Below are 26,812 nucleotides of genomic sequence, written 5' to 3' on the forward strand. Positions count from 1 at the left end.
ACGACGATGAGGGGAGGGCGCATGCCCGTGCTTCGCAACGAGATCGGCGAGGTGTTGCGTGACGTGCGCCTCACCCAGGGCAAGACGCTGCGAGACATCTCCTCCGGCGCCCGGGTCTCCCTCGGATATCTCTCCGAGGTCGAGCGCGGGCAGAAGGAGGCGTCCTCGGAGCTCCTCGCCTCGATCTGCGACGCGCTGGACATGCCCATGTCGATCATCCTGCGCGAGGTCTCCGACCGCTTCGCCGCGGCCGAGTCGCTCGAGACCGTCCCGGTCATGCCGTCGATCCCTGACACGGTGCCCGAGCTCCTCAGCTCGATGCGCACCCGCTGAGGTCGTGCGGCTCAGCGAGTTCTGGAACCTCGCGGACGCGGTGTTCGGAGCGTCGTACTCGCGCACGCTCGCGCGCGAGCTCGCGCTGACGGGCCTCGACTCGCTCACGCCCGCGGAGGCGCTCGAGGCGGGACGGGCACCCCGCGACGTGTGGCATGCCTGGTGCGAGCAGATGGACGTCCCTCTCGCGCGTCGCGACGGCGGCGACGACCGCCGGATGGTCCCGCCGCCGCGGCGCTAGCCTACGGCGTGTCGTTTCCCTTCGAACAGTTGTTCGATATAGCGTGGTCCCCAGGACGCCGCGCGGTCCGCCTCCTCCCCGGGGGATGACGGTCGCCGCGGCGGTGTCAGTGGTCCGGCGTAGCGTCGGACGCGACACGGCAGACCTGCCCCGGATGGATGTGAGGAACCGACATGGCACAGGCACAGGACCGCGCGAAGGCGCTCGAGGCGGCGCTCGGACAGATCGACCGCCAGTTCGGCAAGGGGTCGGCGATGCGGATGGGCGAGAAGACCGTCGTCCCCGTCGAGGCGATCCCCACCAGCTCGCTCGCGCTCGACATCGCGCTCGGCATCGGCGGGCTCCCGCGCGGCCGCATCGTCGAGATCTACGGCCCCGAGTCGTCCGGTAAGACCACCGTCGCGCTCCACGCCGTCGCCAACATGCAGAAGGCGGGCGGCACCGCGGCCTTCGTCGACGCGGAGCACGCGCTCGACCCCGAGTACGCCCGCAAGCTGGGCGTGGACGTGGACAACCTCATCGTCTCGCAGCCCGACACGGGTGAGCAGGCGCTCGAGATCGCGGACATCCTGGTGCGCTCCGGTGGTATCGACATCCTCGTGATCGACTCGGTCGCCGCGCTCGTGCCCAAGGCCGAGATCGAGGGCGAGATGGGCGACAGCCACGTCGGTCTCCAGGCCCGCCTCATGTCGCAGGCGCTGCGCAAGATCACCGGTGCGCTCAACACGACCGGCACCACCGCGATCTTCATCAACCAGCTGCGCGAGAAGATCGGCGTGTTCTTCGGCAGCCCCGAGACCACCACCGGTGGAAAGGCGCTCAAGTTCTACGCGTCGGTGCGCCTCGACGTGCGACGCATCGAGACCCTCAAGGAGGGCACCGAGCCCGTCGGCAACCGCACCCGCGTCAAGGTGGTGAAGAACAAGATGGCCCCGCCGTTCAAGCAGGCCGAGTTCGACATCCTCTACGGCCAGGGGATCTCGCGTGAGGGCGGGATCATCGACCTCGGCGTGGAGCACGGCTTCGTGAAGAAGTCGGGCGCCTGGTACACCTACGAGGGCGATCAGCTGGGCCAGGGCAAGGAGAACGCCCGCAACTTCCTCAAGGACAACCCGCAGCTGGCGGACGAGATCGAGCGCAAGGTCAAGGCCAAGCTCGGCGTGGGGATCCAGCCTGCGGGCGAGGAGAACCAGGACGTCGCTCCGGTCGAGGCCGCGTCCGCGCCCGCGGGCAAGAAGGGCAAGAGCAGCTTCTAGCCCATGAGCGAGCACCACGGCCGGCCCGCGGCGCGACGTAGCCGTCGCCCCGCGGGCCGCGGCGCGTCCACCGACGATGCACCGATCACGGACCCCGAGAAGGCCCGTGAGATCGCGCTCGGCATCCTCACACGCGCGTCGCGCTCGTCCGCGCAGCTGCGGGACGCGCTCGTCGCGAGACGCGTCGAGCCCCGCCTCGCCGAGGAGATCGTGGAGAGGTACTCCGAGGTGGGACTCATCGACGATGCCGGGCTCGCGGCGACCATCACGCGTACCCGCCATGCCGAGCGTGGGCAGTCGCGACGCGCGATCCGCATGGAGCTCGCGCGCAAGGGCTTCGAGGACGGTGACATCGCGGATGCCCTCGGGCAGATCGACGACGACGACGAGCGCGAGCGTGCAGCCGAGCTCGCCCGGCGGCGGTGGGACCAGCTCGCCGCTCATCCCGAGGACGTGCGGGCGAGGCGCGTGGTCGCGATGCTCGGGCGCAAGGGATACCCGAGCTCGCTCGCATTCGCACTCGTGAAAGACTTGCGGCGTGCCGATAGCGAGGATGACTAGTCTCGCGCGACAGGGAAGGAGCGGCCGGTGGGGCAGACACTGACGATCCTGGTGCTGCTCGGCTCCAGCCTCGTGTCGCTGCTGCTGGTGCTCTTCGCCCGGCGCGAGGCCTCGGCGGAGCGCGAGGCCGCGCGCAGCGAGGCAGCCATGCTGCGCGAGGAGGCGAGCGCACGCCTGGCGGAGGTCAAGCGTCGCGAGGAGCATTCCCTTCAACGCGAGAAGGATGCCGCGAGCGATCAGCGCAACGCCCAGCAGTACGCGCGTTCGCTCGAGGAGCGCACGTCCGTGGTGGTGCGTGACGAGAGGCGACTCGCCCGGCAGCGCGCCCACCTCGAGGACGAGCGTGCCGCCGCGTTGGCAGCCGTCGCGCGGACCACGGTCGAGGAGGCGCGTGCGGAGCTGACCGCGACGCTGCTCAGCCGTGCCGAGGCCGACGCGGCGGTGGAGCTGCGCCGGCTCGAGCGCCGTACCCAGGCGAACGCCGAGGAGCGGGCGCGGGAGATCCTCGTGGAGGCGATGCAGCGGCAGGCCGCCGCATCGTCGGCCGACCACTCGACCACGTGGGTGGAGCTCCCGAGCGAGGAGATGAAGGGTCGCATCATCGGGCGCGAGGGGCGCAACATCCGCGCGTTCGAGGCGCTGACCGGGGTCACCGTCATCGTGGAGGAGGGCGTCAACGCCGTCCAGCTCTCGTGCTTCGACCCCGAGCGGCGCGAGATCGCGGAGGTCATGCTCGCGGCGCTCGTCGAGGACGGACGCATCCAGCCGCAGCGCGTCGAGGCGGCCTACGCGCGTGCGGTGGCCGGATCGACCCAGCGCCACCGGGGAGCGGGCCTCGACGCGTTGACCGCAGCCGGGGTCTCGGGGGTCACCACCGAGGTGGTCGAGGCACTGGGCCGGCTGCGCCTGCGGACGTCGTACGGCCAGAACGTGCTGGCACACCTGGTCGAGACGGCGCAGATCGCCGCCGACATCGCAGGGGCCATCGGTGCCGATGTCGAGGTGGCCCGCCGCGGGGCCCTGCTTCACGACCTCGGCAAGGGCTTCACCCACGAGCAGAAGGGCACCCACGCCGCGCTCGGCGCGAGGTTCGCCGCGGAGCACGGCGAGGACGACGCGGTCGTCAACGCCATCGCCGCGCACCACGACGAGGTGGCGCCGGAATCGCTCGAGGCGGTCGTCGTCCAGGTCGCGGATGCGATCTCCGCGTCCCGCCCGGGTGCGCGGAAGGACGACCTCGACGCCTACATCAACCGCATGGAGAACCTGGAGCGCATGGTGCTCGAGCACCACGGCGTGACGCGCGTCCTGGCGATGGCCGCCGGGCGGGAGGTCCGGGTGGTGGTCGAGCCGCACGAGATCGATGATCAGGGGACCCAGGCGCTGGCGCGTACAATTGCTGAGCACATCAGCCAGGACTTCACCTTCCCCGGAGAGATCAAGGTGACGGTGATCCGCGAGCTACGCGCGGACGCCATCGCCGGATAGAGCATGACGGACACCACCCTCGCACCCACGTACCTCGTCAGGACGCTCGGGTGCCAGATGAACGTGCACGACTCGGAGCACATGGCCGGCCTCCTCGAGGGCGCCGGCTACACGGCCGCGCCCTCGGGCGCCGATGTGGCCGACGTCGTGGTGATCAACACCTGCGCCGTCCGCGAGAATGCGGCCACGCGCCTCTACGGCAACCTGGGACAGCTCGCCGCGGTCAAGGCCGAGCGGCCCGGCATGCAGATCGCCGTGGGCGGCTGCCTCGCCCAGAAGGACCGCGGCGAGATCGTCAACCGCGCCCCGTGGGTCGACGTGGTCTTCGGGACCCACAACATCGATGTCCTCCCGGTGCTGCTCGAGCGTGCGCGTCACAACGCCGCCGCGCAGGTCGAGATCGAGGAGTCCCTCAAGGTCTTCCCCTCGACGCTGCCCTCGCGACGCGACGCGATCGCGTCGGGCTGGGTGTCGATCTCGGTGGGCTGCAACAACACGTGCACGTTCTGCATCGTGCCGTCGCTGCGCGGCAAGGAGCGCGACCGCCGGCCCGGCGAGATCCTGGCCGAGGTCGAGGCGCTGGTCTCGCAGGGGGCCGTCGAGGTCACGCTGCTGGGCCAGAACGTGAACTCGTACGGCGTCGAGTTCGGGGACCGCGGCGCGTTCGCGAAGCTTCTGCGCGCCTGCGGCGAGATCGAGGGCCTCGAGCGCGTGCGCTTCACGTCGCCGCACCCGGCCGCCTTCACCGACGACGTCATCGAGGCCATGGCCCAGACGCCGAACGTGATGCCGAGCCTCCACATGCCGCTGCAGTCCGGCTCGGACAAGGTGCTGCGCGCCATGCGCCGCTCGTACCGCTCGGAGCGCTTCCTCGGGATCATCGAGCGCGTGCGCGCCGCGATGCCGGACGCCGCGATCACCACCGACATCATCGTCGGGTTCCCGGGCGAGACCGAGGAGGACTTCCAGGAGACGATGCGCGTGGTCGAGGCGTCGCGCTTCACCTCGGCGTTCACCTTCCAGTACTCCCCGCGCCCCGGCACCCCCGCCTACGAGCTCGAGCCGCTGCCCAAGGCGGTGGTGCAGGAGCGCTTCGAGCGGCTCATCGCGCTCCAGGAGCGCCTCACGCTCGAGGACTCGGAGCGCTTCGTGGGCCGCACGCTCGAGCTCATGGTGCTCGACGGCGGCGGGCGGAAGGACGGCGAGTCCGCACGCCTGTCGGGCCGCGAGCCCGGCAACCGCCTCGTCCACTTCACCGTCCCTGACGGCGCCGCGGTACCGCGGCCCGGGGACATGGTCACGGTGCGCGTCACGCATGGCGCGCCCCACCACCTCATCGCGGACTCGGGCATCGACGGCGGACCGTACTCGGTCCGGCGGACGCGCGCGGGTGACGCGTGGGACGCCGCGCAGGGCGGCGATCACGACCACGGCGGGGACGCGTGCGGCACCGGCGGCGGACCCGCCGGTCCCGTGGGTCTCGGCATCCCGACGCTGCGTCGCGCGTGAGCGCGGCCACCGGCGCCCACGCGGGAGCCGACCATGCGCCCGTGATCGTCGCCGTCGTCGGTGCGACCGCGACCGGCAAGTCCGCCGTGAGCCTCGAGCTCGCGGAGCGCCTGGGCGGAGAAGTTGTCAACGCGGACTCGATGCAGTTCTACCGGGGCATGGACATCGGGACCGCGAAGCTGGCGCCAGCCGATCGCCGGGGGATCGCGCACCACCAGATGGACATGCTCGACGTCCACGAGGACGCCTCGGTCGCGCGCTTCCAGGAGGAGGCACGCGCGGACATCGCCGCGATCCACGCGCGGGGCCGCCGTGCGATCGTCGTAGGCGGGTCGGGGCTCTACCTGCGCGCCCTGCTCGACCGCTTCGAGTTCCCGGGGACCGACCCCGCGGTGCGTGCGGCGCTCGAGGCGCGAGCCGGCACCGAGGGTCCTGGGGTGCTCCACCGCGAGCTCATGGCGCTCGATCCCGTCGCGGCAGCCAAGATCCCGCCGCAGAACGTCAAGAGGCTGGTGCGGGCTCTCGAGATCATCGCCCTGACCGGCGCGACGCAGAGCTCGCTGCCGCGCCACGAGTACGCCGCGCCGGCCCTGACCATCGCGCTCGACCTCCCGTACGAGCTGCTCGACCCGCGCATCGACGCACGCGTCGACCAGATGTGGGAGCAGGGGCTGGTCGACGAGGTACGCGCGCTCGAGTCCCACGGCCTCCGGGAGGGCGTGACCGCGCGCCGTGCGGTGGGCTACGCCGAGACGCTGCGCCACCTCGACGGCGAGCTCGACGCCGACGAGACCCGCGCGCTCATCGCCCAGCACACGCGCCGCCTCGCCCGCAAGCAGGCCCAGTGGTTCCGGCCGGACCCGCGGGTGCGCTGGATCGACGCACCCCGCGACCACGGCGACGTGGCGCGGGCCGCGGCGGACGCATCGTCCCTGGTCGCGGAGGCGGACGCGGGGCGTCCGACCCCCTGACTAGGCTGGGCCCATGACACTCGCCTTCACCAAGGGCCACGGCACCCAGAACGACTTCGTGCTGCTGCTCGACCCCCACGGCGAGATCGACCTCACCCCGGCGACCGTGCGCTACCTGTGCGACCGTCGCGCCGGCATCGGCGGCGACGGCGTCATCAGGGCGGTCCGGGCGGGCGCGCTCGAGGCGGGAGCGGGATTCGCGCCGGCGACGTGGTTCATGGACTACTGGAACGCCGATGGCACCACGTCGGAGATGTGCGGCAACGGTGCCCGGGTCTTCGGCGCGTTCCTCGAGGCGGAGGCGGACGCGGAACTCTCCGCGGGGCTCGAGTTCGGCACGCGCGGGGGAGCGCGGACGGTGACGTCGCTCGGCGGGGGACGCTACGCGATCGGCATGGGCGCGTACCGCGTGGGCGATGCGACGGACGGCTTCGACTCCGAGGTCGCAGCCCGTGGCCTGGACCCGGTCCGTCCCGCGCTGAGCGTCGACATGGGCAATCCGCATCACGTGGTCGCGCTCGGCGAGGTGGGCGAGCTCGAGGCGCTCGACCTGTCCGTCGCACCCGAGGTGCGGCCGGTGCCGCCGCATGGCACCAACGTCGAGTTCGCGGTCGCGCTCGGGCATGTGGGAGCGCGCGGACGCGTGCGGATGCGTGTCCACGAGCGCGGTTCGGGCGAGACCATGTCGTGCGGCACGGGCGCCTGCGCCGTCGCGCTCGCGATGCGCGCCTGGGCGGGGCCCGGCGCCCCCGACGTGTGGGACATCGAGGTGCCCGGGGGCGAGGTCACGGTGCGCATCGAGGGCGGCACCACCACGCTCGAGGGGCCCGCGGTGCTCGTCGCCTCCGGCACGGTGGAGATCCCCGGCTGACGATGCACCCGATCGAGCCCGGCGACGACGGCGTCCCGAGGATCCATCCCGAGGACGCCGACGACTGGCGCGCGTGGCTCGAGGCCCACCACGCCTCGGCCACCGGCGTATGGGTCGCGCTGTGGCGGCGAGGCTCAGGACGTACGGGGATCGCGTACGAGGACATCGTCCGCGAGGCGCTGTGCTTCGGGTGGATCGACGCGGTCACCAAGCGCCTCGACGACGAGCGCACGCTCCAGTACTGCGCGCCGCGCAAGCGCGGCTCAGGATGGGCACGGACCAACAAGGAACGGATCGAGGCGCTCGAGCGCGAGGGGCTCATGATGCCCGCGGGTGCCGCCGTCATCGCGGCGGCGAAGGCGGACGGCTCATGGACGGTGCTCGACTCGGTCGAGGCGCTCGAGGTGCCGACGGACCTCGAGGAGGCGTTCAGCGCGCATCCCGGAGCGCGCGAGACCTGGGATGCCTTCCCGCCCTCCGCCCGGAAGCAGAGCCTCCAATGGGTGGCGTTCGCCAAGCGCGCGGACACGCGCGCCCGCCGCTGCGCGGCCATCGCCGAGGGCGCGGCGCGAGGCGAGCGCGTCCCGTCCTGACCGGGCTCGCGCGGCGCCCTGGCGGTTCCGGCGGGACCTTCCGCTCAAAAGGGACGCCTCTCGGCCTGACTGCGTCAGAAGCCTTACGAAACGGTGATATCCCTGCTAACTTACCCTGCGGCGCGCCCCGATCGACGCCCGGGTCCCCGGGGGTGGCGGCAGCGTGCCTTGAGGAGCGAGGGATAGTGCAGAAGAGAATGCTTGGCCGTGCCGCGGCCGTGATGGGACTGGGAGCGGGGGCTGCGCTCGTCGCGGTGCCCGCGTCGGCCGACTCCGGTGACGTCGTCAACGCCACCACCACGTGGTCGTACGTCTACGACGAGGGCGGCTACATCGAGGACGCCTTCGCCTACTACCCGGGCATCGCAGCGAACGGCGGCGACATCTACGGGTGGACCAACGACGCCTTCGACTCGTTCCTCTACTACGTCGAGCTCTCGACCCCGCATGCCGAGGAGGAGCTGTACTACGGGGACTTCGAGCCGGTCTCGCAGACCCGGACCGACGGTGGCGAGAGCATCCTCGTGTCCGAGGCGTCGGCGTCGCTCTACGACGCCGTCACCGACTCGTCGCTCGACTACACCGTGGAGATGACCCTCACCATCGAGGGCAGCTACGCGCGGTGGGACCTCGCGGTCGAGGCCGACGAGCCCACGGCGGATACGGCGCGGGTGCTCGACACGATGATCGTGGGGGTGTCGGGCAACCTGGGCTCGGACAGCAGCACCGTCTTCGAGCCGGTCGGCGCCGACGCGCTCGTCTCGCATGACCAGAGTGGATCCGATCCGATCGTCGCATACGACTTCCTGGCCGACGGTGTCACCCTCGAGGTGGAGGCGGGCGACGACGATCCCTGGTTCTACCTGGACCTCGACGCGCACGGTCGCGCGGCCATGATCGTGTCGCTGCGCGACTATGCCCCGTGCGCCCGCGACGAGGCGATCGCCGCCCAGATCGCCGCGGCGCCGAACCTTGCCGACACGTTCGGCGACGACATCTACCCGATGGTCGGCGCCTCGTGCCTCACGGTGGCGGATACCGAGGCCGTGAAGGCGGGCGTGGCCTTCGAGCAGCGCCTCGCGGTCTCCCTGACCGAGGAGTTCATCGAGGGCTGGTACGTCGACGAGTCCCGGTACCCCGAGGTCGCGCTGGTCGACGCCCCGGCCGGTGTCGAGCTCGCCCTGGGCGAGGACGAGGGCACCGGCGACCCCTACCTCAGCCTCACGGGGACGACGAACAAGGGTGGTCGCCACACGCTCCTCGCGGTGGCGTACATCGCCGAAGGCGACAACGGGTACACGCCCTACTTCTTCGAGATCCCGCTCACGGTGGCCAAGGCCGGCACCCTCGCGGCCTCGGGCACGGCGAAGGTCGGCCAGAAGCTGACGGCGTCGCTCTCGGGCTGGACCAAGGGCGCGAAGTACACCTACCAGTGGCGCATCGCCGGCGAGAACGTCAAGGGCGCGACGTCCGCGACGTGGAAGCCGACCACGAAGGCGTTCGGCAAGAAGGTCTCCGTCAAGGTGACCGCGAACTACGGCGACGGTGTGAAGATCTCCAAGGCGTCGAAGGGTGTGGTCGTCAAGGCGGGCACCATGACGGCCGGCACGGTCGAGGTGGTGCGCGCTCCCGTGGTGGGCAGCACCGTGGGCGCGGCGACGGCGGGCTGGCCCAAGGGCTCGACCAAGACGTACGAGTGGCGTGTCGGCGGTGTGGTCGTGGCCGGTGAGCACGGCAAGACGCTCGAGGTCACCAAGGCGATGACGGGCAAGCGCATCGCGGTCAAGGTCACCGCCGCGAAGACCGGCTACCGCTCGGTGTCGACGGTGTCGGCGAAGTCCGCCCGGGTCGGCTGACGCCGGTCCGACAACGCACGGCAGGGGCCCCGCATCGCACGATGCGGGGCCCCTGCTGCGTTTCTGGGCGCGTCTTCCACGTCCATGGCAGGCCGATATCCGGGCAAAGGCGACGACTCGCGCGCGCGAGTTCAGCGGGCATGCCGCAGGCTGAGAACTGCCTGCTATCTTCCTCCCGGCACGCTGATGTCGACACCCGGGTCCCCGGGGTGGCGGCGTGCCCTCAACCTAAGCGAGGGATTGTGCAGAATCGAAGGTTCGGCCGCGCAGCGGCCGTTCTCGGGCTTGCGGCGGGCGCCGCGCTCATCGCCGGCCCGGCATCCGCCGAGGCGTCGGCGATCTCCTCCGGGCCTGTCGTATGGACCGGGGTGGGCGACGGTGGCTACATCGAGGACGCGGCCGCGGCGTATCTGGGCCTCGGCGCGGATGGCTTCGACGTGACCGGCTGGACCGCCGACGCGTTCGACGGCTTCCTGGACTCGATGTACTTCATGGCCTCGGACAACTACGTCACGGTCAACCCCTCGAGCTTCTCGTATGTCTCGGGGATCGGTATCTGGGGCGGCACGACCGAGCTCGTCTGGGACGCGGGCTTCTCGCTCTTCGACCCGACCTCGGATGATCTCTACGACTACACCGCGACCCTGACGCTCTCCCTCGAGGGCAGCTATGCGCGCTGGGACATCGATGTGGTCGCGGACGTTCCGACCACCGACACCGCACGCGTCATCGACGCGATGGAGTGGGGCATCCGCGGGGAGCTGGGCTCCGACGAGGGAACGGTGTACGACCAGGTGGACGCCAGGTCGCTGGTCTCGCACGACTCGGACGGATGGGACCCCATCGTCGCCTACCACGGTGTCGCGGACACGGTCTCCATCGAGGCGTTCGATGAGGACGACCGTCCGTGGTTCTACATGAACCTCACCGCCGCCGGGCACGCCGCGCTGGTGGTCTCGCTCCAGGACTACGCCCCGTGCGCGCGTGACGCGGCCATCGAGGCTCAGGTGGCTGCGGCGGCCTCGCTCGACCGGACGTTCGGCGAGGCCCTGCTCCCGCCCGCGACCGACGCTTGCATGACCGTCGGCGCTGCTGACGCCGTGACCGAGGGCGTCGCCTTCGAGCAGGCCCTCCCCCTCGAGCTCACGGAGGAGGGCTCGTCCTCGTGGCAGGTCGGCCTGGCCGAGGGCCGGTTCGCTCCCGAGACGGAGGACATCACCACCGAGTTCAGCGTCCTCGATGCGCCCGAGGGCGTGGACGCCGAGTTCGTCCTCGACGAGGAGACCGAGGAGGCGCGGGTCGTGCTGACCGGCACGGTCGACGTGGCCGGCACGTACGACGTGCTCGTCGCGCTCTACCTCACTGCCGGCGAGAGCGCCGGGCTGCCGCTCGTCTACTCGATCCCGCTGACAGTCGCGCCGCTCGCCCTGGAGGCCGGTACGGTCGAGGCGTCCGGCTCTGCGATCGTCGGCGGGAAGCTGACCGCTGCGACGTACGGCTGGCCGGCGGACGCGACGCTGTCGTACCAGTGGCGCATCGCGGGCGAGAACGTCGAGGGCGCGACCTCGGCGACCTGGAAGCCGACCGCGGCGGCGTTCGGCAAGAAGGTCTCGGTCAAGGTGACCGCGACGGCGGACGGTCGCTCCGCCGCGTCGAAGGCGTCGAAGGGTGTGGTCGTCAAGGCGGGCACGATGACGGCCGGCACGGTCGAGGTGGTGCGCGCTCCCGTGGTGGGCAGCACCGTGGGCGCGGCGACGGCGGGCTGGCCCAAGGGCTCGACCAAGACGTACGAGTGGCGTGTCGGCGGTGTGGTCGTGGCCGGTGAGCACGGCAAGACGCTCGAGGTCACCAAGGCGATGACGGGCAAGCGCATCGCGGTCAAGGTCACCGCCGCGAAGACCGGCTACCGCTCGGTGTCGACGGTGTCGGCGAAGTCCGCCCGGGTCGGCTGACGCCGGTCCGACAACGCACGGCAGGGGCCCCGCATCGCACGATGCGGGGCCCCTGCTGCGTGTCGGTGTCAGGCGGACACGCGCAGCACGCGGAAGCCCTTCGAGCTGCCGATCTTCTCGACCGTGCCCCAGCCCTGGTCGGCGATCCAGCGCGCGAGCGAGTCGGCACCGAGGTTCTTCTGGACCACCAGGTAGGCCTCGCCACCAGGCGCGAGCCGCGGGAGCCAGGTCGCCAGGAGGCTGTGCAGGGCGTCCTTGCCGATGCGGATCGGGGGGTTCGACCAGATGGTGTCGAAGGTGGCGTCGACCGGGACGGCCGTGGGCGCCGACGCGGCGACCTCCACCCCCAGGCGCGCGGCGTTGCGGCGCAGCAGGTCGAGCGCCCGCTCGTTGACGTCGACCGCCGTGACGGACGATGCGCCCCGGAGCGCCGCCTCGAGCGCGATGGGTCCCCATCCGCAGCCGATGTCGAGAAGGTGGCCGCGCGGCTCCGGGACCGCGCGCAGCAGCACCTGCGTGCCCAGGTCCACGTGGCCGGGGGAGAAGATGCCGGGGGCGGTCTCCACCTCGACATCGCGCCCCGCGAGGGACACGCGGATGGTGCGGCGCTCGTCGGCGGACGCGGGTTGCGCGGTGAAGTAGTGGTCCTCGGTCACGTGGTCGAGGGTAGCGCCCGACCTCGGAGGCGCGTCCGGTGCATCGTCCCGACCCGCGCACGGCTGTCGGACCGGGGTGAGACAATGGACCTTGTATGAGCGATACAGCAGCAGACGACCGCGAGCCCGCCTCGCAGCCCACCTCGACCCCCAGCCGCGCCGACGCGGTCATCGACCGCGTCCTGTCGCGCGCCGGCACGGCGGTCGCCGAGGGCGGGACCTTCGCCACCGACTACGACGGCGACCAGTTCGACCGCGAGGAGCGCGCGGCGCTGCGCCGCGTCGCGAACCTTTCCACCGAGCTCGAGGACATCACCGAGGTCGAGTACCGGCAGCTGCGCCTCGAGAAGGTGGTGCTCGTGGGCCAGTGGTCGCACGGCACCTCCGAGGACGCGGAGATCTCGCTGCGCGAGCTCGCCGCGCTCGCCGAGACGGCGGGATCCGAGGTCCTCGACGGCGTGCTGCAGCGCCGCCCCCACCCGGACCCGGCCACGTACATCGGCAAGGGCAAGGCGATCGAGGTGCGCGACGTGGTCGCCGCCGTCGGCGCGGATACCGTGATCGTCAACGACGACCTCGCACCCAGCCAGCGGCGTGCGCTCGAGGATGTGGTCAAGGTCAAGGTGATCGACCGCACCGCGCTGATCCTCGACATCTTCGCCCAGCACGCCAAGTCCAAGGAGGGCAAGGCGCAGGTCGAGCTCGCCCAGCTCGAGTACCTGCTGCCTCGTCTGCGCGGCTGGGGCGAGTCGATGTCCCGCCAGGCCGGCGGCCAGGTGGGTGGCGCGGGCGCCGGCATGGGCTCGCGCGGACCGGGTGAGACCAAGATCGAGCTCGACCGCCGTCGCATCCACACGCGGATGGCTCAGCTGCGCCGCGACATCAAGGCGATGGAGCCTGCGCGCAAGGTCCGCAGGGAGAAGCGCCTCGGGCTGCCGAACGTCGCGATCGTCGGCTACACCAACGCCGGCAAGTCCTCGCTGCTCAACCGCGTCACCGGGGCGGGCGTGCTGGTGGAGAACGCCCTCTTCGCCACGCTCGACCCGACCGTGCGACGCTCGCAGACGCCCGATGGCCGTGAGTTCACGGTCTCCGACACCGTCGGCTTCGTGCGCAACCTGCCGCACCAGCTGGTCGCCGCGTTCGCGTCGACGCTCGAGGAGGTCGCGCACGCGGACCTCATGCTCCACGTGGTCGACGCGTCGCATCCGGATCCCGAGAGCCAGATCCGCGCGGTGAGGGAGGTCCTCGCAGACGTCCCCGGTGCGGATCAGGTCAAGGAGGTGCTGGTCCTCAACAAGGCCGACATCGCCGATCCCGAGACGCTCATGCGGCTGCGCGCCCGCCGCGAGATCACCATCGAGGTCTCCGCGCTCACGGGCGAGGGCATGCCGGAGCTCATGGATCTCATCGGACGCGAGCTGCCGCGCCCCGAGGTCACCGTCGACGTGGTGGTGCCGTACACGCGCGGCGACCTGGTGAGCGAGGTGCATCGCCACGGCGAGGTGCTCGCGCAGTCCCACGTCGCGGAGGGCACGCACCTCACGGCGCTCGTCGACCCCGGGCTCGCGGCCCGGCTCGAGGAGGCCGGCGTCACCTCGGCCTCCGCGTGACGGATCACGGGGCCGACGCGCTGCTCGAGCGCGCCGTCGGCGCCCTCGGGGGCGAGCCCCGCGAGGGTCAGCGGCTCATGGCGCGTGCGGTGACCGATGCGCTCGAGGACGAGTCGCACGCGCTCATCCAGGCGGGTACGGGTACCGGGAAGTCGCTCGGCTACCTTGTCCCGGCGGTGGCGCATGCGGTGCGCACCAAGAGCCGCGTGGTGGTCTCGACGGCGACCCTCGCGCTGCAACGCCAGATCTTCACCAAGGACCTCCCCATGGTCGCCGAGGCGCTCGAGCCAGAGCTGGGAGAGCGGGCGCGCATCGCGCTGTTCAAGGGCCGCGGCAACTACCTGTGCGTCCACAAGATGGCGGGGGGATACCCCGAGCCGGATGACGACATGCTGCCGATCGGCCCGACCAGCGAGCTCGGCCGGGAGGTTGTGCGTCTCAACGAGTGGGCCGATCAGACCGAGACGGGCGACCGGGACGACCTGGTGCCGGGCGTGAGCGGGCGCGCCTGGGGGCAGGTCTCGGTCTCCGGGCGCGAGTGCCTCGAGTCGAAGTGCCCGATGCTCACCGAGTGCTTCTCGCAGCGCGCCAGGGAGCAGGCGGCCCAGGCGCACGTGGTGGTGACCAACCACGCGGTGCTGGGCGTCCAGGCGACCAGCCACGACATGCTGGGCGAGCACGGTGTGCTCATCGTCGACGAGGCGCACGAGCTGGTCAGCCGCATCACGTCCTCGGCCACCCACGAGCTCACGGTGTCGCTGGTGGATCGGGCCGCGCGCCACACGCGTCGGTGCGGCGTGGTCACGGAGGACCTGGATCGGGCCGCGCGTCACCTCGACGGCGCGCTCGGTGACTGCGCGCCCGGACGGCAGCGCCTGGGGCTGCCCGACGCCCTCGCCATGGCCGTCGAGGAGGTCCGCGGTGCCGCGCGTCGATGCGTGACGGAGGTCCAGAAGAACGCCGAGCAGGCCGGCGCCGCCGGCAAGGTCGCCGCCGCCTCCCTGGGGGAGATCGTCGACGTCTGCGAGGACCTCCAGGGCGAGCACGGTCATCAGGTGATCTGGCTCGCCCCCCGCGAGGGCGACTACGACTCGCCCGCGGCGGAGAGGATCCTGGCAGCGCCCCTCGACGTCGCCGGTCTCATCCGCGAGAAGCTGCTCGCGGACAAGGCCTCCGTGATGACCTCGGCGACGCTTGCGCTGGGCGGCGACTTCGGCGCGATCTCGCGCCATCTGGGCATCGACCATGCGGTCACCCTCGATGCGGGCAGCCCGTTCGACTATCCCAGGCAGGGGATCCTCTACGTCGCGAAGCATCTGCCCAAGCCGGGGATGGGCGGCATCTCCGAGGAGGCGCTCGACGAGCTCGAGGCGCTCATCCGCGCCGCGGGCGGGCGCACCCTGGGCCTCTTCTCCTCCCACAAGGCGGCGTCGATGGCCGCGGAGGCGATGCGCGAGCGGCTCGATGTGCCGGTCCTCTACCAGCTCGACGACCAGCTCCCCACCCTGGTCGAGCGTTTCAAGAGCGACGAGGAGACGTGCCTGTTCGGCTCGACGTCGCTGTGGCAGGGCATCGACGTCCCGGGACGCACCGCGAGCCTGGTGGTGATCGACCGCATCCCGTTCCCCCGGCCCGACGAGCCCGTGTCCCAGGCACGCACGGAGGCCGTCGCGCAGCGCGGGGGCAACGGCTTCATGGCGGTGAGCGCCACGCACGCGGCGCTCCTCATGGCGCAGGGCGCTGGGCGCCTCATCCGCGCGAGCGGTGACAGGGGAGTGGTCGCGGTGCTCGACCCGCGCCTGGCCACCGCGCGGTACGGCGGGTTCCTCGCGCGGTCGATGCCGGACCTGTGGCCCACCACCGACCGGGACATCGCGCTCGGCGCGCTCTCGCGGCTCGCCGCGAACTAGCGGTCGGAGGCGTCGGCGCCCTGCGCGCGGCTCGCGCGCCAGAGGGAGACGTTCATCGCGACGAGCGATGCGGCGTAGAGGACCACGAGCACCAGCATCGCGACGTGGGTCGCCTCGTAGGCGCTCGAGCCGCCAACCGTCCAGCTCGCGAGGGTCGCGAGCAGCACGGCCGCGACCCCGAGAGACACCGCCCTGAACCAGCGCGGATACTGCATCGTCCACCAGGACCGCTGCGCCACCCTGCCTCCTCCGCCCAGGAGCGTCGCCGGTCGCGGCCCACGGGCAGGACGCATCATCCTCGCGGTCCGCGCCGCGGTCAAGGTCGGCGGGTCAGACGCGCCGGAGCACCGAGACGACCTTGCCCATGATGCGCGCATGCGTGCCGTCGATGGGCGTGTACGCAGGGTTGTGGGGCATGAGCCAGACCTGGCCGTCCTTGCGGCGGAAGGTCTTCACGGTCGCCTCGTCATCGAGCAGCGCGGCGACGATGTCCCCGTTCTCGCAGCTGTTCTGGCGGCGGACCACCACCCAGTCGCCGTCGCAGATCGCGGCGTCGACCATCGAGTCGCCGGCCACCTGGAGCATGAACAGCTCGCCGTCGCCCGTGAGCTGCCGCGGGAGCGCGAAGGTGTCCTCGACCTCCTGCTCCGCGAGGATCGGTCCACCGGCGGCGATGCGGCCCACGAGCGGCACCATCGCGAGGTCGTCGGGAAGGGCCGCGGAAGCGGCCGGCGCGAGCGGGACGGGCGGGGCGGCAGGGGCTGCCGGCTCCTCGCCGGGCAGCACCACCTCGATGGCACGGGGACGATGCGGGTCGCGGCGCAGCACGCCCTTCGCCTCGAGCGCGGACAGCTGGTGCTTGACGGAGGACGGCGAGGTGAGGCCGACGGCATCGCCGATCTCGCGCATCGACGGCGGGTAGCCGCGCTCGAGCACGGTCGCGCGGATGAAGTCGACCACCGCGCGCTGGCGGGCCGAGAGCCCGGTCGAGGGGTCGCGCAGCTCGTGGACCGTCGCGCCTGCGCCGTCCTCGTCGCCGGCGGACCCGGTCCCTGTCGACCCGTCCTGCCTCATCGTCGCCTCCTGCCGGCCGCGTTGTCAGACCCCGGTGGTCCTCTTATCCCACGACGTTAGGGCAATCCGAGGTCGGAATCAAACATATGTTCGACCGTGTCTTGCCAGTGTCGGACCGGAGTGCTACAACTAGAACAAGCGTTCGATCGAACAGGTGTTCGAACCGAGGAGGCAGAGATGAGCATCTACGCACCGCAGACTGTGGAGGCGCGGGCACGCCGCACGCGTGCAGGCCGTACGCTCGGCGTCACGTTGCTGCTGGCGGCCGCTGCGGTTCTCGGTCCTCAGGCCTTCGCCTCCGATGAGCCCGGCGAGCCGGTGGCGGTGCACGCCTACACGGTGGCCGCGGGAGAGACCCTGTGGGACATCGCCGCGTCGCTGACCCCGTCGGGCGCAGATGTGCGCGACATGATCATCGAGATCCAGCACCTCAACGCGATGCCGACGACCGACCTCGCGGCCGGCGAGCAGATCTACCTGCCCGTCCAGTAGCGCGGGCTGCGGCGCACCCCGCTGCCACGAGATTGGGTGCGTCGCGTCGTTCGTGGCAGAGTGAACGCATGCACTGCCCGTTCTGTCGCAACGGCGACTCTCGCGTCATCGACTCCCGCACCGCCGATGACGGCTCCTCCATCCGTCGGCGCCGCGAGTGCCCCGCATGCGGGAAGCGCTTCACCACGGTCGAGACGGCGAGCCTCTCGGTCCTCAAGCGCAACGGCGTGACCGAGTCCTTCAGCCGCGACAAGATCGTCTCGGGCGTCAAGAAGGCGTGCCAGGGCAGGCCCGTGAGCGACGACGACCTCGCGCTGCTCGCGCAGCAGGTCGAGGAGGCCATCCGTGCGAACGGCCAGGCCGAGATCAACGCTCTCGATATCGGCCTGGCCATCCTGCCGCCGCTGCGCCAGCTCGACGAGATCGCATATCTGCGCTTCGCGAGCGTCTACCAGGCGTTCGACACCCTCGATGACTTCGAGGCCGCGATCGGCCGGCTGCGCGCGGAGGACGCTGCTAGCGCCCGCCCTTCGGCTTCCGAGGCTTCCGAGTAGAACCACCCTCGAAGCCGCCCTTCGAGGAGCTCTTGCCACCCTTGCCGTACGGCTTGTCGGAGCGTCCGTAGGACTTCCCGCCGCGGTCGCCACCGCGATCGCGGTCGTAGGAGCCACCCTTGCCGTGGCTCGACCGCCCGTAGGAGCCGGCACCACGGTCATCGCGCCGGGCCGGACGCTCGTCGCGCTGGGCCTCGCGCTCGGACAGCTGGCGCTCGCGCGCGGCAAGCGCCGCCTCGCGCTCGGACAGGCTCGCCTCCATGCGCGCCAGCCGCTCCTCCATGCGCTGCGTGGCGGCGAGCATCTCGTCGGCGCGCGCATCGTCGCGCCGAGGACGGTCGTCACGCTCGTCGCGGCGCGGGCGCTCGTCACGGTCCCACTTGCGCGCGGGGCGGTCCTCCCAGCGGCGCTCCTGGCGCGGGCCGCGGTCGCCGCGGGCCGGACGGTCGCCACGCCCTGGACGCTCGTAGCGTCCGCGGCGCTCGGGGCGCTGCGGGCGGGGCTCGCGGACGGGCTCCCACGACGGCTCGCGCGCGCCGGTGAGGTCCTCGAGCATCGCGAGCGACTCGTCGTCCTCGCCACGCACCTTGCGGAACGTGACGTCGACGCCGGCGCGCTCGAGCATGCGGTCGGTGGAGCGGCGCTGGTGGGGGAGCACCAGCGTGACGACCAGGCCCTCCTCGCCGGCGCGCGCGGTGCGGCCCGACCGGTGCGTGTAGTCCTTGTGATCCGCGGGCGGGTCGATCTGCATCACCAGGTCGACGTGGTCGACATGGATGCCGCGCGCCGCGACGTCGGTCGCCACCAGCACGGGGACGTCGCCGGCGCGGAACGCGCTGATCGCGAAGTTGCGCTCCGCCTGAGAGCGGTCGCCGTGGATCGCGAGCGCCAGCACGCCTGCCTCACGCATCTCCTCGGCGATCCGCTCGGTCGCGAGCTTGGTGCGCACGAACACGATGGTCCGGCCCTCACGCGCCGCGATGCGGGTGGCCAGCTGGTACTTCGCGTTCGGGGGGACGTTGAGCACCACGTGGCGCATCGTCGCAGGCTGGTCGTCGCCGCCCGTCACGTCGTGCGTCACGGGATCGTGCATGTAGGTCTTCACCAGGCGGTCGACGTCGCCGTCGAGCGTCGCCGAGAACAGGAGCCGCTGGCCGCCCTCGGGCACGCCCGCGAGGATCTCGGTGATCTCGTCCATGAAGCCCATGTCGGCCATGTGGTCGGCCTCGTCCATGACGATGAGCTCGAGCTCCGAGAGGTCGGCATGGCCGTTGCGCACCAGGTCGGCCATGCGGCCCGGAGTCGCGACCACCAGGTGGACGCCGCGCTCGAGGGCCTGGACCTGCTTGGACATCGACAGACCGCCGGCGACCAGCTTGAGCGACACGTGCATGGCATGCGCGTAGGGCTCGAGCGCGTCGGAGACCTGCATGCCGAGCTCGCGCGTGGGCACGAGCACGATGGCGCGCGGACGGCGCTTCGCGGGTCGGGGCCCCGCCGCGAGGCGGACGATGGCGGGCAGCCCGAAGCCGAGCGTCTTGCCCGATCCCGTGCGGGCCTTGCCCAGCACGTCCCGGCCGGCCATCGCGTCGGCGATGGTGGCGGCCTGGATGGGGAAGGCGGTGACGATGCCGTGACGCTCGAGCGCCTCGACGAGTGCGTCGGGAAGACCGAGCTCGGCGAAGGAGACGGCGTCGGGGGTATCGGTGGTGTTTATGAGAGAACTCGCAGTCGTACGGTACCGGGCATGCTCGACAGTGCCCGGACGGCGTCCTCGTCGAGGCCGGACGCGACGTCCGTCACCACGTAGCCGAGCTCACCACGGGTACCGAGGAGCTGGGCGTCGATGTTGACGTTGTGGGCCGCGAAGACCTGGTTGACGGCGGCGAGGACGCCGGGGATGTTCTCGTGCAGGTGGGCGACGCGGTGCGAGCCCTGGACCTGGTCGAGCGAGAGGTTGGGAAGGTTCACGCTGAGCGACGTGGACGCGTGGAACACGTAGTCGCGCAGGCGTGTCGCGACGAAGATGCCGATGTCGCGCTGCGCCTCCTCGGTGGACCCGCCGATGTGCGGGGTGAGGATGACGTTGGGCATGTTCTGGAGCGGCGACTCGAAGGGGTCGCCGGTCTTCTTGGGCTCCTCGGGGAACACGTCGACGGCGCAGCCGCCGATCGCGCCCGACTCGAGGCCCGCCTTGAGGGCCTCGATGTCGACGATGAAGCCGCGCGAGAGGTTGAGGAAGATCGCGCCGTCCTTCATGGCGGCGAACTGCTCGGGGCCGAAGAAGCCCTTGTTGCCGCTGCGCCCGTCGACGTGGAGCGTGACGATGTCCGCCTCGGCGAGCAGCGCCTCGAGGGTGGGCATGCGTGTCGCGTTGCCCAGCGCGAGCTTCTCGGCGCTGTCGTAGAAGATCACGTTCATGCCGAGGGCCTCGGCGATCACGGACAGCTGCGAGCCGATGTTGCCGTAGCCGACGATGCCGAGCGTGCGGCTGCGGATCTCGTGCGCGCCGGCGGCGGACTTGGACCACACGCCCTCATGCAGGCTGCGGTTGTGGTCCGGCAGGCGGCGGGTGAGCGAGATCATCTCGGACACCGCCATCTCGACCACCGAGCGCGTGTTGGAGAACGGCGCGTTGAACGCCGCGATGCCGTGGCGCGCCGCCGCCGCGAGATCGATCTGGTTGGTGCCGATCGAGAACGCCCCCACCGCGATGAGGTCCGGACACGCCTCGATGACGCGCTCGGTGAGCTGGGTCTTCGAGCGGATGCCGAGCAGCTGGACGCCCTGGAGGGCGGCGATGAGCTCGTCCTCGTCCATGGCCCCGGCGTGGTTCTCCACGGCGATGCCTGCGGCCTCGAGGATCTCGGTGGCCTTGACGGAAAGGTTCTCTAGAAGGAGTGCGCGCACGGGCGCTATCGTCTCGCACTTCCGTCCCTTCTCCAACTCGGGCAGTGCCTCGGATGATGCCGATGCGCGACTTGCCCCGTCCGCGCCGTGGGAGAGTGGCGTCATGAGGCAGGCGGGCAGGTTCGCGGTGGTCGTGATCGTGGGCGCCGCGCTCTTCGCCGCCGGTGCGTGGTGGAAGGGCGTCACCTGGTCGGACCTGCGCCACTGGGGCACGCCGCGCAACGCCATCGAGATCGACGGCCAGACCGTCCGGATCCCGGTCGCGCAGGGATCGGATCAGCGCGTGCTTCCGGAGGTCGAGGTCGACACCGTCGGCTCCTACGACCTGCTGTTCCGTGACGGCGGCCCCGATGGCGGCCCGGTGAGGTACGACCCGTGCCGGCCGCTCGAGTACGTGATCGCGCAGGACGGCATGCCCGAAGGGTTCGTCCCGACCGTCCAGGCGGCGGTCGCATCGGTGTCGGAGGCGACCGGGCTCGCGTTCGCGTACGAGGGCTTCACCGACGAGGTGGCCGACTTCGACCGCGCGCTCGTGCAGGAGCGGTACGGCGACAGGTTCGCCCCGATCGTGATCGGCTTCCAGACCGAGGCCCAGAACCCGGACCTCGCGGGCACCGTCACCGGGCTCGGAGGCTCGAGCGCGGTGCCGGGGGCCTACGGCGACGCGCAGTACCTGCGTTCGGGCGTGGTGATCATCGACGGCGAGGACGTCGCGCGCATCCTCGACGGCGCCGACGGCCAGGCGCTCGCACAGGCGGTCGTCGCGCATGAGCTCGGGCACGTGGTGGGGCTCGCGCACGTGGGAGACACGCATGAGCTCATGCACGAGTCGAACCTGCGGCTCCTCGACTGGGGCCCGGGCGACCTGGCCGGGCTCGCGCTCGCCGGTGCGGGGGAGTGCGAGCCGCGCTGAACGCCCGCTACACCGCCAGGCCGTGCGGCAGCGGCGCGCGGTGGACCACCTCGAGCCGACGCGTCGGACGCGTGAGCGCGACGTAGAGGTCGCCGGGGCGCTCCGCGATCTCCGCAGGCTCCACGACCACGGCCACATCGAACTCGAGCCCCTTGGACTCGCGTGCCGTGTACACGTCGACGGTTGCGGGGAGGGCGCCCCGGAGCGCGCCGTGCATACGCGGGGGAGCGATCACGGCGACCAGGCCGCCCTCGCCCTCCGCGAAGGCACTCGCGTGCACGCGGGCGATCCGCGCCGCCTCCGCGACGGCATCGTCCGCGCGCGTGGCGGCGGTCGAGTCGTCGAGCTCCCTCGCCGCGCGCAGCTCGCTCACGGGAAGGCGGGCCGCCTTGGCGTACGCCTGCGCGGCGTCCGCGACCGCGGCGGGGATGCGGTAGGAGATGGTGAGCTCACGCAGCTCCCAGCCGGTCTGGAACAGCGGGTCCATGGTCTCGGGCCACCACCGGGTGCCCGCGACGGACGTGGTCTGCGCGACGTCGCCCACGATCGTGAAGGAGCGCGTGGGGCAGCGCCGGACCAGCATCCGCCATGCCATCGCGCTCAGCTCCTGAGCCTCGTCCACGACCACGTGGCCATAGGTCCAGGTGCGATCGCCGCGTGCGCGCTCGGCGACGGACAGACGGGCGGTACCGCCCTTCATGCGGGACGCGAGGTCCTCGGCGGTCACCATGCCTCCGTCGCCGAACGTGTCGAGCACGTCCTTGGCATACTGGATCTCCTCCGCGGACGGCTCGTCGGAGCGACGCGCCCTCCCACCGGGAAGGTCGCCCAGCAGCTCGGCGGCCTCGTCGAGCAGCGGCACGTCCGCCTCCGTGAACGGAGCGGAGGCGGGGCGCAGCAGGAGGTCGCGCTCGTCCTGGGAGAGCATGCGCGCGGCGTTGTCGAGGAGGTGCGGCTTGGAGAACAGGTCGCGCAGCAGCTGCTCGGGAGCGAGGGGGAGCCAGCACAGGTTGATCGCGATGCGCACGTTGCGGTCGTCGCGCACGTCGCGCTCGAGCTCGAACCGGTCCTCGTCCGAGTACACCTCGAGCTGCTCGACCAGCTGGCGTGTGAGCCGCCCGATCATGTCCTTCGCGAACACGGCGCGGGCCTCGTTGTGGGGGCGCCCGTCGCGGCGGGCACGCGCCTGCGCGTCCTTGACGTCGCCGCGGCGGATGGTCACGGTCCGGCCGTCGATACGGATCTCGCGGTCGGCGCGCGGCACGCGCTGGCGCTCGCGGACCGCAGCCTTGATCACGTCGGCCATGAGGGTGCGGCCCTTGATCTCCGCGGAGGCGTCGGGCTCGACCGCGGTGGCCGTCACGCCTGGCACGAGCCCGGCGAGCGTGGTGGACACGGCGCCGGTCTCGCCGAGCGACGGCAGCACGTGGTCGATGTACCGGAGGAACGTCCTCGACGGTCCGATGAGCAGCACGCCGCGCGACTCGAGCTGCTCGCGGTGGTGATAGAGAAGGAAGGCGGCGCGGTGAAGCGCGACGGCGGTCTTGCCGGAGCCAGGTCCGCCCTGGACCACGAGCGCGCCGGCCATGGGCGCGCGGATCACCGCATCCTGCTCGGCCTGGATGGTCGCGACGATGTCGCCCATCCGACCGGTGCGCCGTGCACCGAGCGCCGCGAGGAGCGCGCCCTCGCCGGCGAGGGCCTCATCGGCGCCCATCTCGCGCAGCGCATCGACGTCCAGGACGTCGTCCTCGACGGCCGTGACGCGACGTCCCTGCGTGGTGAGGTGACGACGGTTGACCACCTCGCCTGGGTTCGCCGCGGTCGCGGAGTAGAAGGCGCGCGCCGCCGGCGCACGCCAGTCCGTGAGGAGCGGGACGTGCTCGGAGTCCGACAGGCCGATGCGGCCGACGTAGAAGCGGTCGCCGTCGCGCAGGTCGAGGCGGCCGAAGCACAGGCGGTCCTCGACGGCGTCGAGCTGCGCGATGCGGTCCTCGTACAGCGTTGCGAAGGCGTCGCGCTCCGAGCGGTTCTGCGGTGAGCCCGACGGGCCCTCCTTGCGGATCGCGGCGAGCCTGCCGGTCGCCTCGTCGCGCAACGCGTCGAGCCGTGAGTAGAGGCCGTCGACGACCTCCTGCTCGGGAGCAAGGCCGCTCCGCTCCGCCGTCAGTCCACGCTCGTTCGCCATCGGCATACCCTCCGCACGCCCTGTGTTGACGTCGGCAGGGCAGTCCCTCATTATCGCGCGTCTGCGGCGTGGTCGGAAGCACCCTGGCGCCGGATGTTTTCGCGGAGGGCGAGAACCGGCGACGCCCGGCGCCCCGGGTGGAAGGATGGATGATCATGGAACGATCTCTGCTGACGTGGGACCCCGACGGCGTCGAGGCGTGGGCCGAGGCCGCGCCGGAGCACGGCGCCGCGCTCCTCCATTCCCTGCGCGGATTCATCGACGCGGGCCGTGCGGGCGCGCTCGTCGCGGACCACATCCTGGAGATCGGCGAGCCGGTGCGGGTCGCCACGTTCGACATCGACCAGCTGCTCGACTACCGCTCACGGCGCCCGGAGATGACGTTCTCCGTCAACCAGTGGACGGCGTACGACGAACCCCATCTCGCGCTCGACCTGGTGCGCGACCGCGAGGGCACCCCGTTCCTGCTGCTCCACGGCTTCGAGCCCGACATCCAGTGGGAGCGGTACATCGCCGCGGTGCGCGGGATCGTCGAGCGGCTCGGCGTGGGGCTCACGCTCGGCTCCCATGGCATCCCCATGGCGGTGCCGCACACGCGCGACCTCACGGCGACCATCCACGGCACCGATCCCGACCTGCTGCCCGACACACCCACGATGTTCGGGACGGTCACGGTGCCGGCGTCGGCGCAGAACCTGCTCGAGTACCGCTTCGGCCAGTGGGGGATCCCCGCGGTGAACGTCGCGGTCCACGTGCCGCACTACCTCGCACAGTCCTCCTACCCGCAGGCCGCGCAGCGCGCGCTCGAGGGCCTCGAGGACCTCTCCGGGCTCGACCTCGACCCCGGCGCGCTGGACGATGCGGCGGGCCGCGCGAGCGAGGAGATCGACCGCCAGCTCGCGGAGAGCGAGGAGGTCCAGTCGCTGGTAGAGGCCCTGGAGAACCAGTACGACGCGTTCCACGAGGCCCGTGGTCAGGGGCTCCCGCTGGAGGGTGGTCTGCCCTCCGCGGACGAGATCGCGGCAGAGTTCGAGAAGTTCCTGCAACAGGAGCGAAGGGATCCCCCCACAACGCCCTGATTTCTGCCACACTGGCCCCGGTTGCAAGAACGTAGTGTGCAAGAACCTGTCTTAGGGGTGGGGACGCGGCATTGCGGCGACAAGGCGCGGCACGGTGTCACGCCTTCCCGTCACCCGGGCATGAAGGTTAGGAAAGACAGGCATGGCACAGGGCTCTGTGAAGTGGTTCAACGCGGAGAAGGGCTACGGCTTCATCGCGCAGGACGGCGGCGGCGCGGACGTGTTCGTCCACTACTCGGCGATCGAGACCGACGGCTACCGCACCCTCGAGGAGGCGCAGCGCGTCGAGTTCGAGGTCACCAACGGTCCGAAGGGCCCGCAGGCGGAGCAGGTTCGCCCGCTCTGATCCGACCGGGATCCGATCGACGAAGGCCGTCGCCCGCCAGGGTGGCGGCCTTCGTCGTGCCTGGCGGCGGTCAGCCCGCCCAGTCGCTCCGGACGCCGGTGGGAAGCGGTGCCGATGCCGCGTAGCGGCGCAGCGCGTCCGCGTCGAGCCGGTCGTCCGCGGGGCCGGCGACCACCACGTTGCCGCGCCGCCGCCCCTTGAGGACCGCGTGCTCGCCGATCGCGAGCACATCGCCCAGCGCCGCGCGTGCCGCCGCGACATCGTCGGCCGCGCCGCGGGCCCCGGGCCTGGTGCCCACGTTGGCGAGCACCAGCCCTCCGGGCCTCAGCGTGCGTGCCGCATGCGCCCACCACTCGGGCGAGGCGAGGGCTGCCGGCGTCTCGTCGCCGGCGAACGCGTCGCGCACCACCAGGTCGAGGCTCGCGTCGCGGCGCGACGCCACGGCCTCGAGGCCGTCCTGCGCGCGGATCCGCAGGCGGGGCGCGCGGGGAAGGTCCCACCACTGGCGGACCAGCTCGGGCAGCGTCGAGTCGACATCGACGGCGATGTGCCCGGAGTCCGGGAGACGATGCGCGAGGTGGCGAGGGAACGCGCAGGCCGCCGCCCCGACATGGAGGGCGAGCATCCGGTCGGGTCGCGACCACGCTGTCACCGCCGCGGAGAGGTGGCGCATGTACTCGAAGGCGAGATGCTCGGGGTCCGCCTCGAGCGGCGAGCTGGGAACTCCGTTGACCCAGAGGAACGTTGTCCCATCGGGCTCGTCGCGCAGCTCCGCGACGCCGGTGGCGATGGGGAACTCGACTCCTCGGGGCACCTCCGGTGCGATGCGGTCGGTGCGCTGACGAGCCATGGGGCTCACCCTAGACGCTCGTCTGGTACGCGGGACCCGTGACCGATAGACTTGATCCACGGTGCAGGGGAAGGAGGGCGCGATGCCGCTGTCGGAATACGAGCAGCGCGTGCTCGAGCAGCTTGAGAGGGATCTTGGATCGGATCCCAAGCTCGGCTCGGCCATGGCGCGCGCTTCGCGCCCGCGGGGACGCTACGTGTGGGCGGGGCTCGGCGTGGTCGCCGGGCTCGGCATCGTCGTGACCGGTGCCGTCACGCAGCTGGTGATCGTAGGGATCGCGGGCTTCGTGGTGATGCTCGCGGCAGCGATCTGGGCGCTCATCGCGCCGCGCCCGACCGTCGCCCCGCAGAGCTCGGGCCGCGCGTCCGGCCGCCGCAAGGCGGACAAGGGCTTCATGACGCGGATGGAGGAGCGCTTCGAGCGCCGACGCGAGCAGGGCGACCTCTAGTCTCTGTCGATCCGTTCCTTGTGAACGTGTTGCGCCGACGTGACCACGGCCGGGGCCGTGGTCACGTCTTTTCCGCGTGTGGCCGGGTTCGAGGCCGTGGTCACGTCCTCTCAGGACGACGCAGGGTGGGGGCGCGCGGACGCGCAGA

General features: G+C 71.5%; 26 protein-coding genes. 19 read left to right on the top strand and 7 right to left on the bottom strand.

Annotated elements, in window-relative coordinates:
• Nucleotides 1-21: 21 nt before the first annotated feature.
• From AOM00_RS11405 to AOM00_RS11455, 11 genes are all read left to right on the top strand, one after another.
• A complete protein-coding gene (locus AOM00_RS11405) occupies nt 22-333 on the top strand; it encodes a helix-turn-helix domain-containing protein (RefSeq protein ID WP_062517898.1) in 312 nt (103 codons plus the stop codon).
• Nucleotides 334-337: 4 nt separating this feature from the next.
• The gene (locus tag AOM00_RS11410) at nt 338-574 is read left to right on the top strand and encodes a DUF3046 domain-containing protein (RefSeq protein ID WP_062517899.1); all 237 of its coding nucleotides are present in this window, start codon (nt 338-340) and stop codon (nt 572-574) included.
• Between the two features lie 173 nt (nt 575-747).
• Nucleotides 748-1,830, top strand: coding sequence for a recombinase RecA (gene recA, locus AOM00_RS11415; RefSeq protein ID WP_062517900.1), 1,083 nt, complete (start codon nt 748-750; stop codon nt 1,828-1,830).
• 3 nt (nt 1,831-1,833) lie between these two features.
• Nucleotides 1,834-2,391, top strand: a complete 558-nt coding sequence (locus AOM00_RS11420) for a regulatory protein RecX (RefSeq protein ID WP_062517901.1) — start codon at nt 1,834-1,836, stop codon at nt 2,389-2,391.
• A 27-nt stretch (nt 2,392-2,418) separates the two neighbouring features.
• Complete coding sequence (rny, locus tag AOM00_RS11425; protein ID WP_062517902.1) at nt 2,419-3,879, top strand: ribonuclease Y; 1,461 nt, start codon at nt 2,419-2,421, stop codon at nt 3,877-3,879.
• 3 nt (nt 3,880-3,882) lie between these two features.
• Entirely contained in the window at nt 3,883-5,388 is a 1,506-nt protein-coding gene (gene miaB / locus AOM00_RS11430) for a tRNA (N6-isopentenyl adenosine(37)-C2)-methylthiotransferase MiaB (RefSeq protein ID WP_062517903.1), read from the top strand.
• Nucleotides 5,385-6,359, top strand: a complete 975-nt coding sequence (gene miaA, locus AOM00_RS11435; protein ID WP_062517904.1) for a tRNA (adenosine(37)-N6)-dimethylallyltransferase MiaA — start codon at nt 5,385-5,387, stop codon at nt 6,357-6,359. The genes miaB and miaA overlap by 4 nt, the downstream gene beginning before the upstream one ends.
• Before the next feature lie 13 nt (nt 6,360-6,372).
• The gene (dapF, locus tag AOM00_RS11440; protein WP_062517905.1) at nt 6,373-7,230 is read left to right on the top strand and encodes a diaminopimelate epimerase; all 858 of its coding nucleotides are present in this window, start codon (nt 6,373-6,375) and stop codon (nt 7,228-7,230) included.
• Between the two features lie 2 nt (nt 7,231-7,232).
• Nucleotides 7,233-7,823: a YdeI/OmpD-associated family protein gene (locus AOM00_RS11445; protein ID WP_062517906.1), complete on the top strand. Its 591-nt coding sequence runs from the start codon at nt 7,233-7,235 to the stop codon at nt 7,821-7,823.
• Between the two features lie 185 nt (nt 7,824-8,008).
• Nucleotides 8,009-9,679, top strand: a complete 1,671-nt coding sequence (locus tag AOM00_RS11450; protein WP_156159145.1) for a hypothetical protein — start codon at nt 8,009-8,011, stop codon at nt 9,677-9,679.
• A 242-nt stretch (nt 9,680-9,921) separates the two neighbouring features.
• On the top strand, nt 9,922-11,631 hold the full coding sequence (locus AOM00_RS11455; protein WP_156159146.1) for a hypothetical protein: 1,710 nt from the start codon (nt 9,922-9,924) through the stop codon (nt 11,629-11,631).
• A 68-nt stretch (nt 11,632-11,699) separates the two neighbouring features.
• On the opposite strand, the gene AOM00_RS11460 is transcribed toward AOM00_RS11455, so the two are convergent.
• A complete protein-coding gene (locus AOM00_RS11460) occupies nt 11,700-12,287 on the bottom strand; it encodes a class I SAM-dependent methyltransferase (RefSeq protein WP_062517909.1) in 588 nt (195 codons plus the stop codon).
• Between the two features lie 95 nt (nt 12,288-12,382).
• On the opposite strand from AOM00_RS11460, the gene hflX reads away from it, so the two are divergent.
• Nucleotides 12,383-13,900 carry a GTPase HflX gene (gene hflX, locus AOM00_RS11465; RefSeq protein ID WP_062517910.1) on the top strand — a complete coding sequence of 506 codons (1,518 nt, stop codon included), beginning with the start codon at nt 12,383-12,385 and terminating at the stop codon, nt 13,898-13,900.
• The gene (locus tag AOM00_RS11470) at nt 13,897-15,810 is read left to right on the top strand and encodes an ATP-dependent DNA helicase (protein ID WP_062517911.1); all 1,914 of its coding nucleotides are present in this window, start codon (nt 13,897-13,899) and stop codon (nt 15,808-15,810) included. Before hflX ends, AOM00_RS11470 begins: the two co-directional genes overlap by 4 nt.
• Here the strand turns inward: AOM00_RS11470 and AOM00_RS11475 are convergent.
• Complete coding sequence (locus AOM00_RS11475) at nt 15,807-16,049, bottom strand: hypothetical protein (RefSeq protein ID WP_062517912.1); 243 nt, start codon at nt 16,047-16,049, stop codon at nt 15,807-15,809. The genes AOM00_RS11470 and AOM00_RS11475 overlap by 4 nt on opposite strands.
• 91 nt (nt 16,050-16,140) lie before the next feature.
• Complete coding sequence (gene lexA / locus AOM00_RS11480) at nt 16,141-16,884, bottom strand: transcriptional repressor LexA (protein WP_082096978.1); 744 nt, start codon at nt 16,882-16,884, stop codon at nt 16,141-16,143.
• A gap of 177 nt (nt 16,885-17,061) precedes the next feature.
• Between lexA and AOM00_RS11485 the strand changes: the two genes are divergently transcribed.
• Nucleotides 17,062-17,376 carry a LysM peptidoglycan-binding domain-containing protein gene (locus tag AOM00_RS11485; RefSeq protein ID WP_062517913.1) on the top strand — a complete coding sequence of 105 codons (315 nt, stop codon included), beginning with the start codon at nt 17,062-17,064 and terminating at the stop codon, nt 17,374-17,376.
• Nucleotides 17,377-17,444: 68 nt separating this feature from the next.
• A complete protein-coding gene (nrdR, locus tag AOM00_RS11490) occupies nt 17,445-17,930 on the top strand; it encodes a transcriptional regulator NrdR (RefSeq protein ID WP_062517914.1) in 486 nt (161 codons plus the stop codon).
• Here nrdR and AOM00_RS11495 read toward each other — a convergent pair.
• The gene (locus AOM00_RS11495) at nt 17,893-19,647 is read right to left on the bottom strand and encodes a DEAD/DEAH box helicase (RefSeq protein ID WP_369345432.1); all 1,755 of its coding nucleotides are present in this window, start codon (nt 19,645-19,647) and stop codon (nt 17,893-17,895) included. The two genes, nrdR and AOM00_RS11495, sit on opposite strands and share 38 nt — an antisense overlap.
• Nucleotides 19,644-20,849 carry a phosphoglycerate dehydrogenase gene (gene serA, locus AOM00_RS11500; protein ID WP_228373491.1) on the bottom strand — a complete coding sequence of 402 codons (1,206 nt, stop codon included), beginning with the start codon at nt 20,847-20,849 and terminating at the stop codon, nt 19,644-19,646. Before serA ends, AOM00_RS11495 begins: the two co-directional genes overlap by 4 nt.
• 94 nt (nt 20,850-20,943) lie before the next feature.
• Between serA and AOM00_RS11505 the strand changes: the two genes are divergently transcribed.
• Nucleotides 20,944-21,753, top strand: coding sequence for a hypothetical protein (locus AOM00_RS11505; protein ID WP_062517917.1), 810 nt, complete (start codon nt 20,944-20,946; stop codon nt 21,751-21,753).
• 7 nt (nt 21,754-21,760) lie between these two features.
• On the opposite strand, the gene AOM00_RS11510 is transcribed toward AOM00_RS11505, so the two are convergent.
• A complete protein-coding gene (locus tag AOM00_RS11510) occupies nt 21,761-23,941 on the bottom strand; it encodes a HelD family protein (protein WP_062517918.1) in 2,181 nt (726 codons plus the stop codon).
• A 155-nt stretch (nt 23,942-24,096) separates the two neighbouring features.
• Between AOM00_RS11510 and AOM00_RS11515 the strand changes: the two genes are divergently transcribed.
• Both AOM00_RS11515 and AOM00_RS11520 read left to right on the top strand, forming a co-directional pair.
• Nucleotides 24,097-25,020: a PAC2 family protein gene (locus tag AOM00_RS11515; protein WP_228373485.1), complete on the top strand. Its 924-nt coding sequence runs from the start codon at nt 24,097-24,099 to the stop codon at nt 25,018-25,020.
• Nucleotides 25,021-25,162: 142 nt separating this feature from the next.
• The gene (locus tag AOM00_RS11520) at nt 25,163-25,366 is read left to right on the top strand and encodes a cold-shock protein (RefSeq protein WP_062301379.1); all 204 of its coding nucleotides are present in this window, start codon (nt 25,163-25,165) and stop codon (nt 25,364-25,366) included.
• A 70-nt stretch (nt 25,367-25,436) separates the two neighbouring features.
• Here the strand turns inward: AOM00_RS11520 and AOM00_RS11525 are convergent, their stop codons facing one another.
• Nucleotides 25,437-26,216, bottom strand: coding sequence for a spermidine synthase (locus tag AOM00_RS11525; RefSeq protein WP_062517920.1), 780 nt, complete (start codon nt 26,214-26,216; stop codon nt 25,437-25,439).
• Nucleotides 26,217-26,298: 82 nt separating this feature from the next.
• On the opposite strand from AOM00_RS11525, the gene AOM00_RS11530 reads away from it, so the two are divergent.
• Nucleotides 26,299-26,664, top strand: a complete 366-nt coding sequence (locus AOM00_RS11530; protein ID WP_062517921.1) for an SCO2097 family morphological protein — start codon at nt 26,299-26,301, stop codon at nt 26,662-26,664.
• Nucleotides 26,665-26,812: the final 148 nt, after the last annotated feature.

The sequence above is a fragment of the Demequina gelatinilytica genome, assembly GCF_000971115.1.
In the GTDB taxonomy this organism is placed as follows: Bacteria; Actinomycetota; Actinomycetes; order Actinomycetales; family Demequinaceae; genus Demequina; species Demequina gelatinilytica.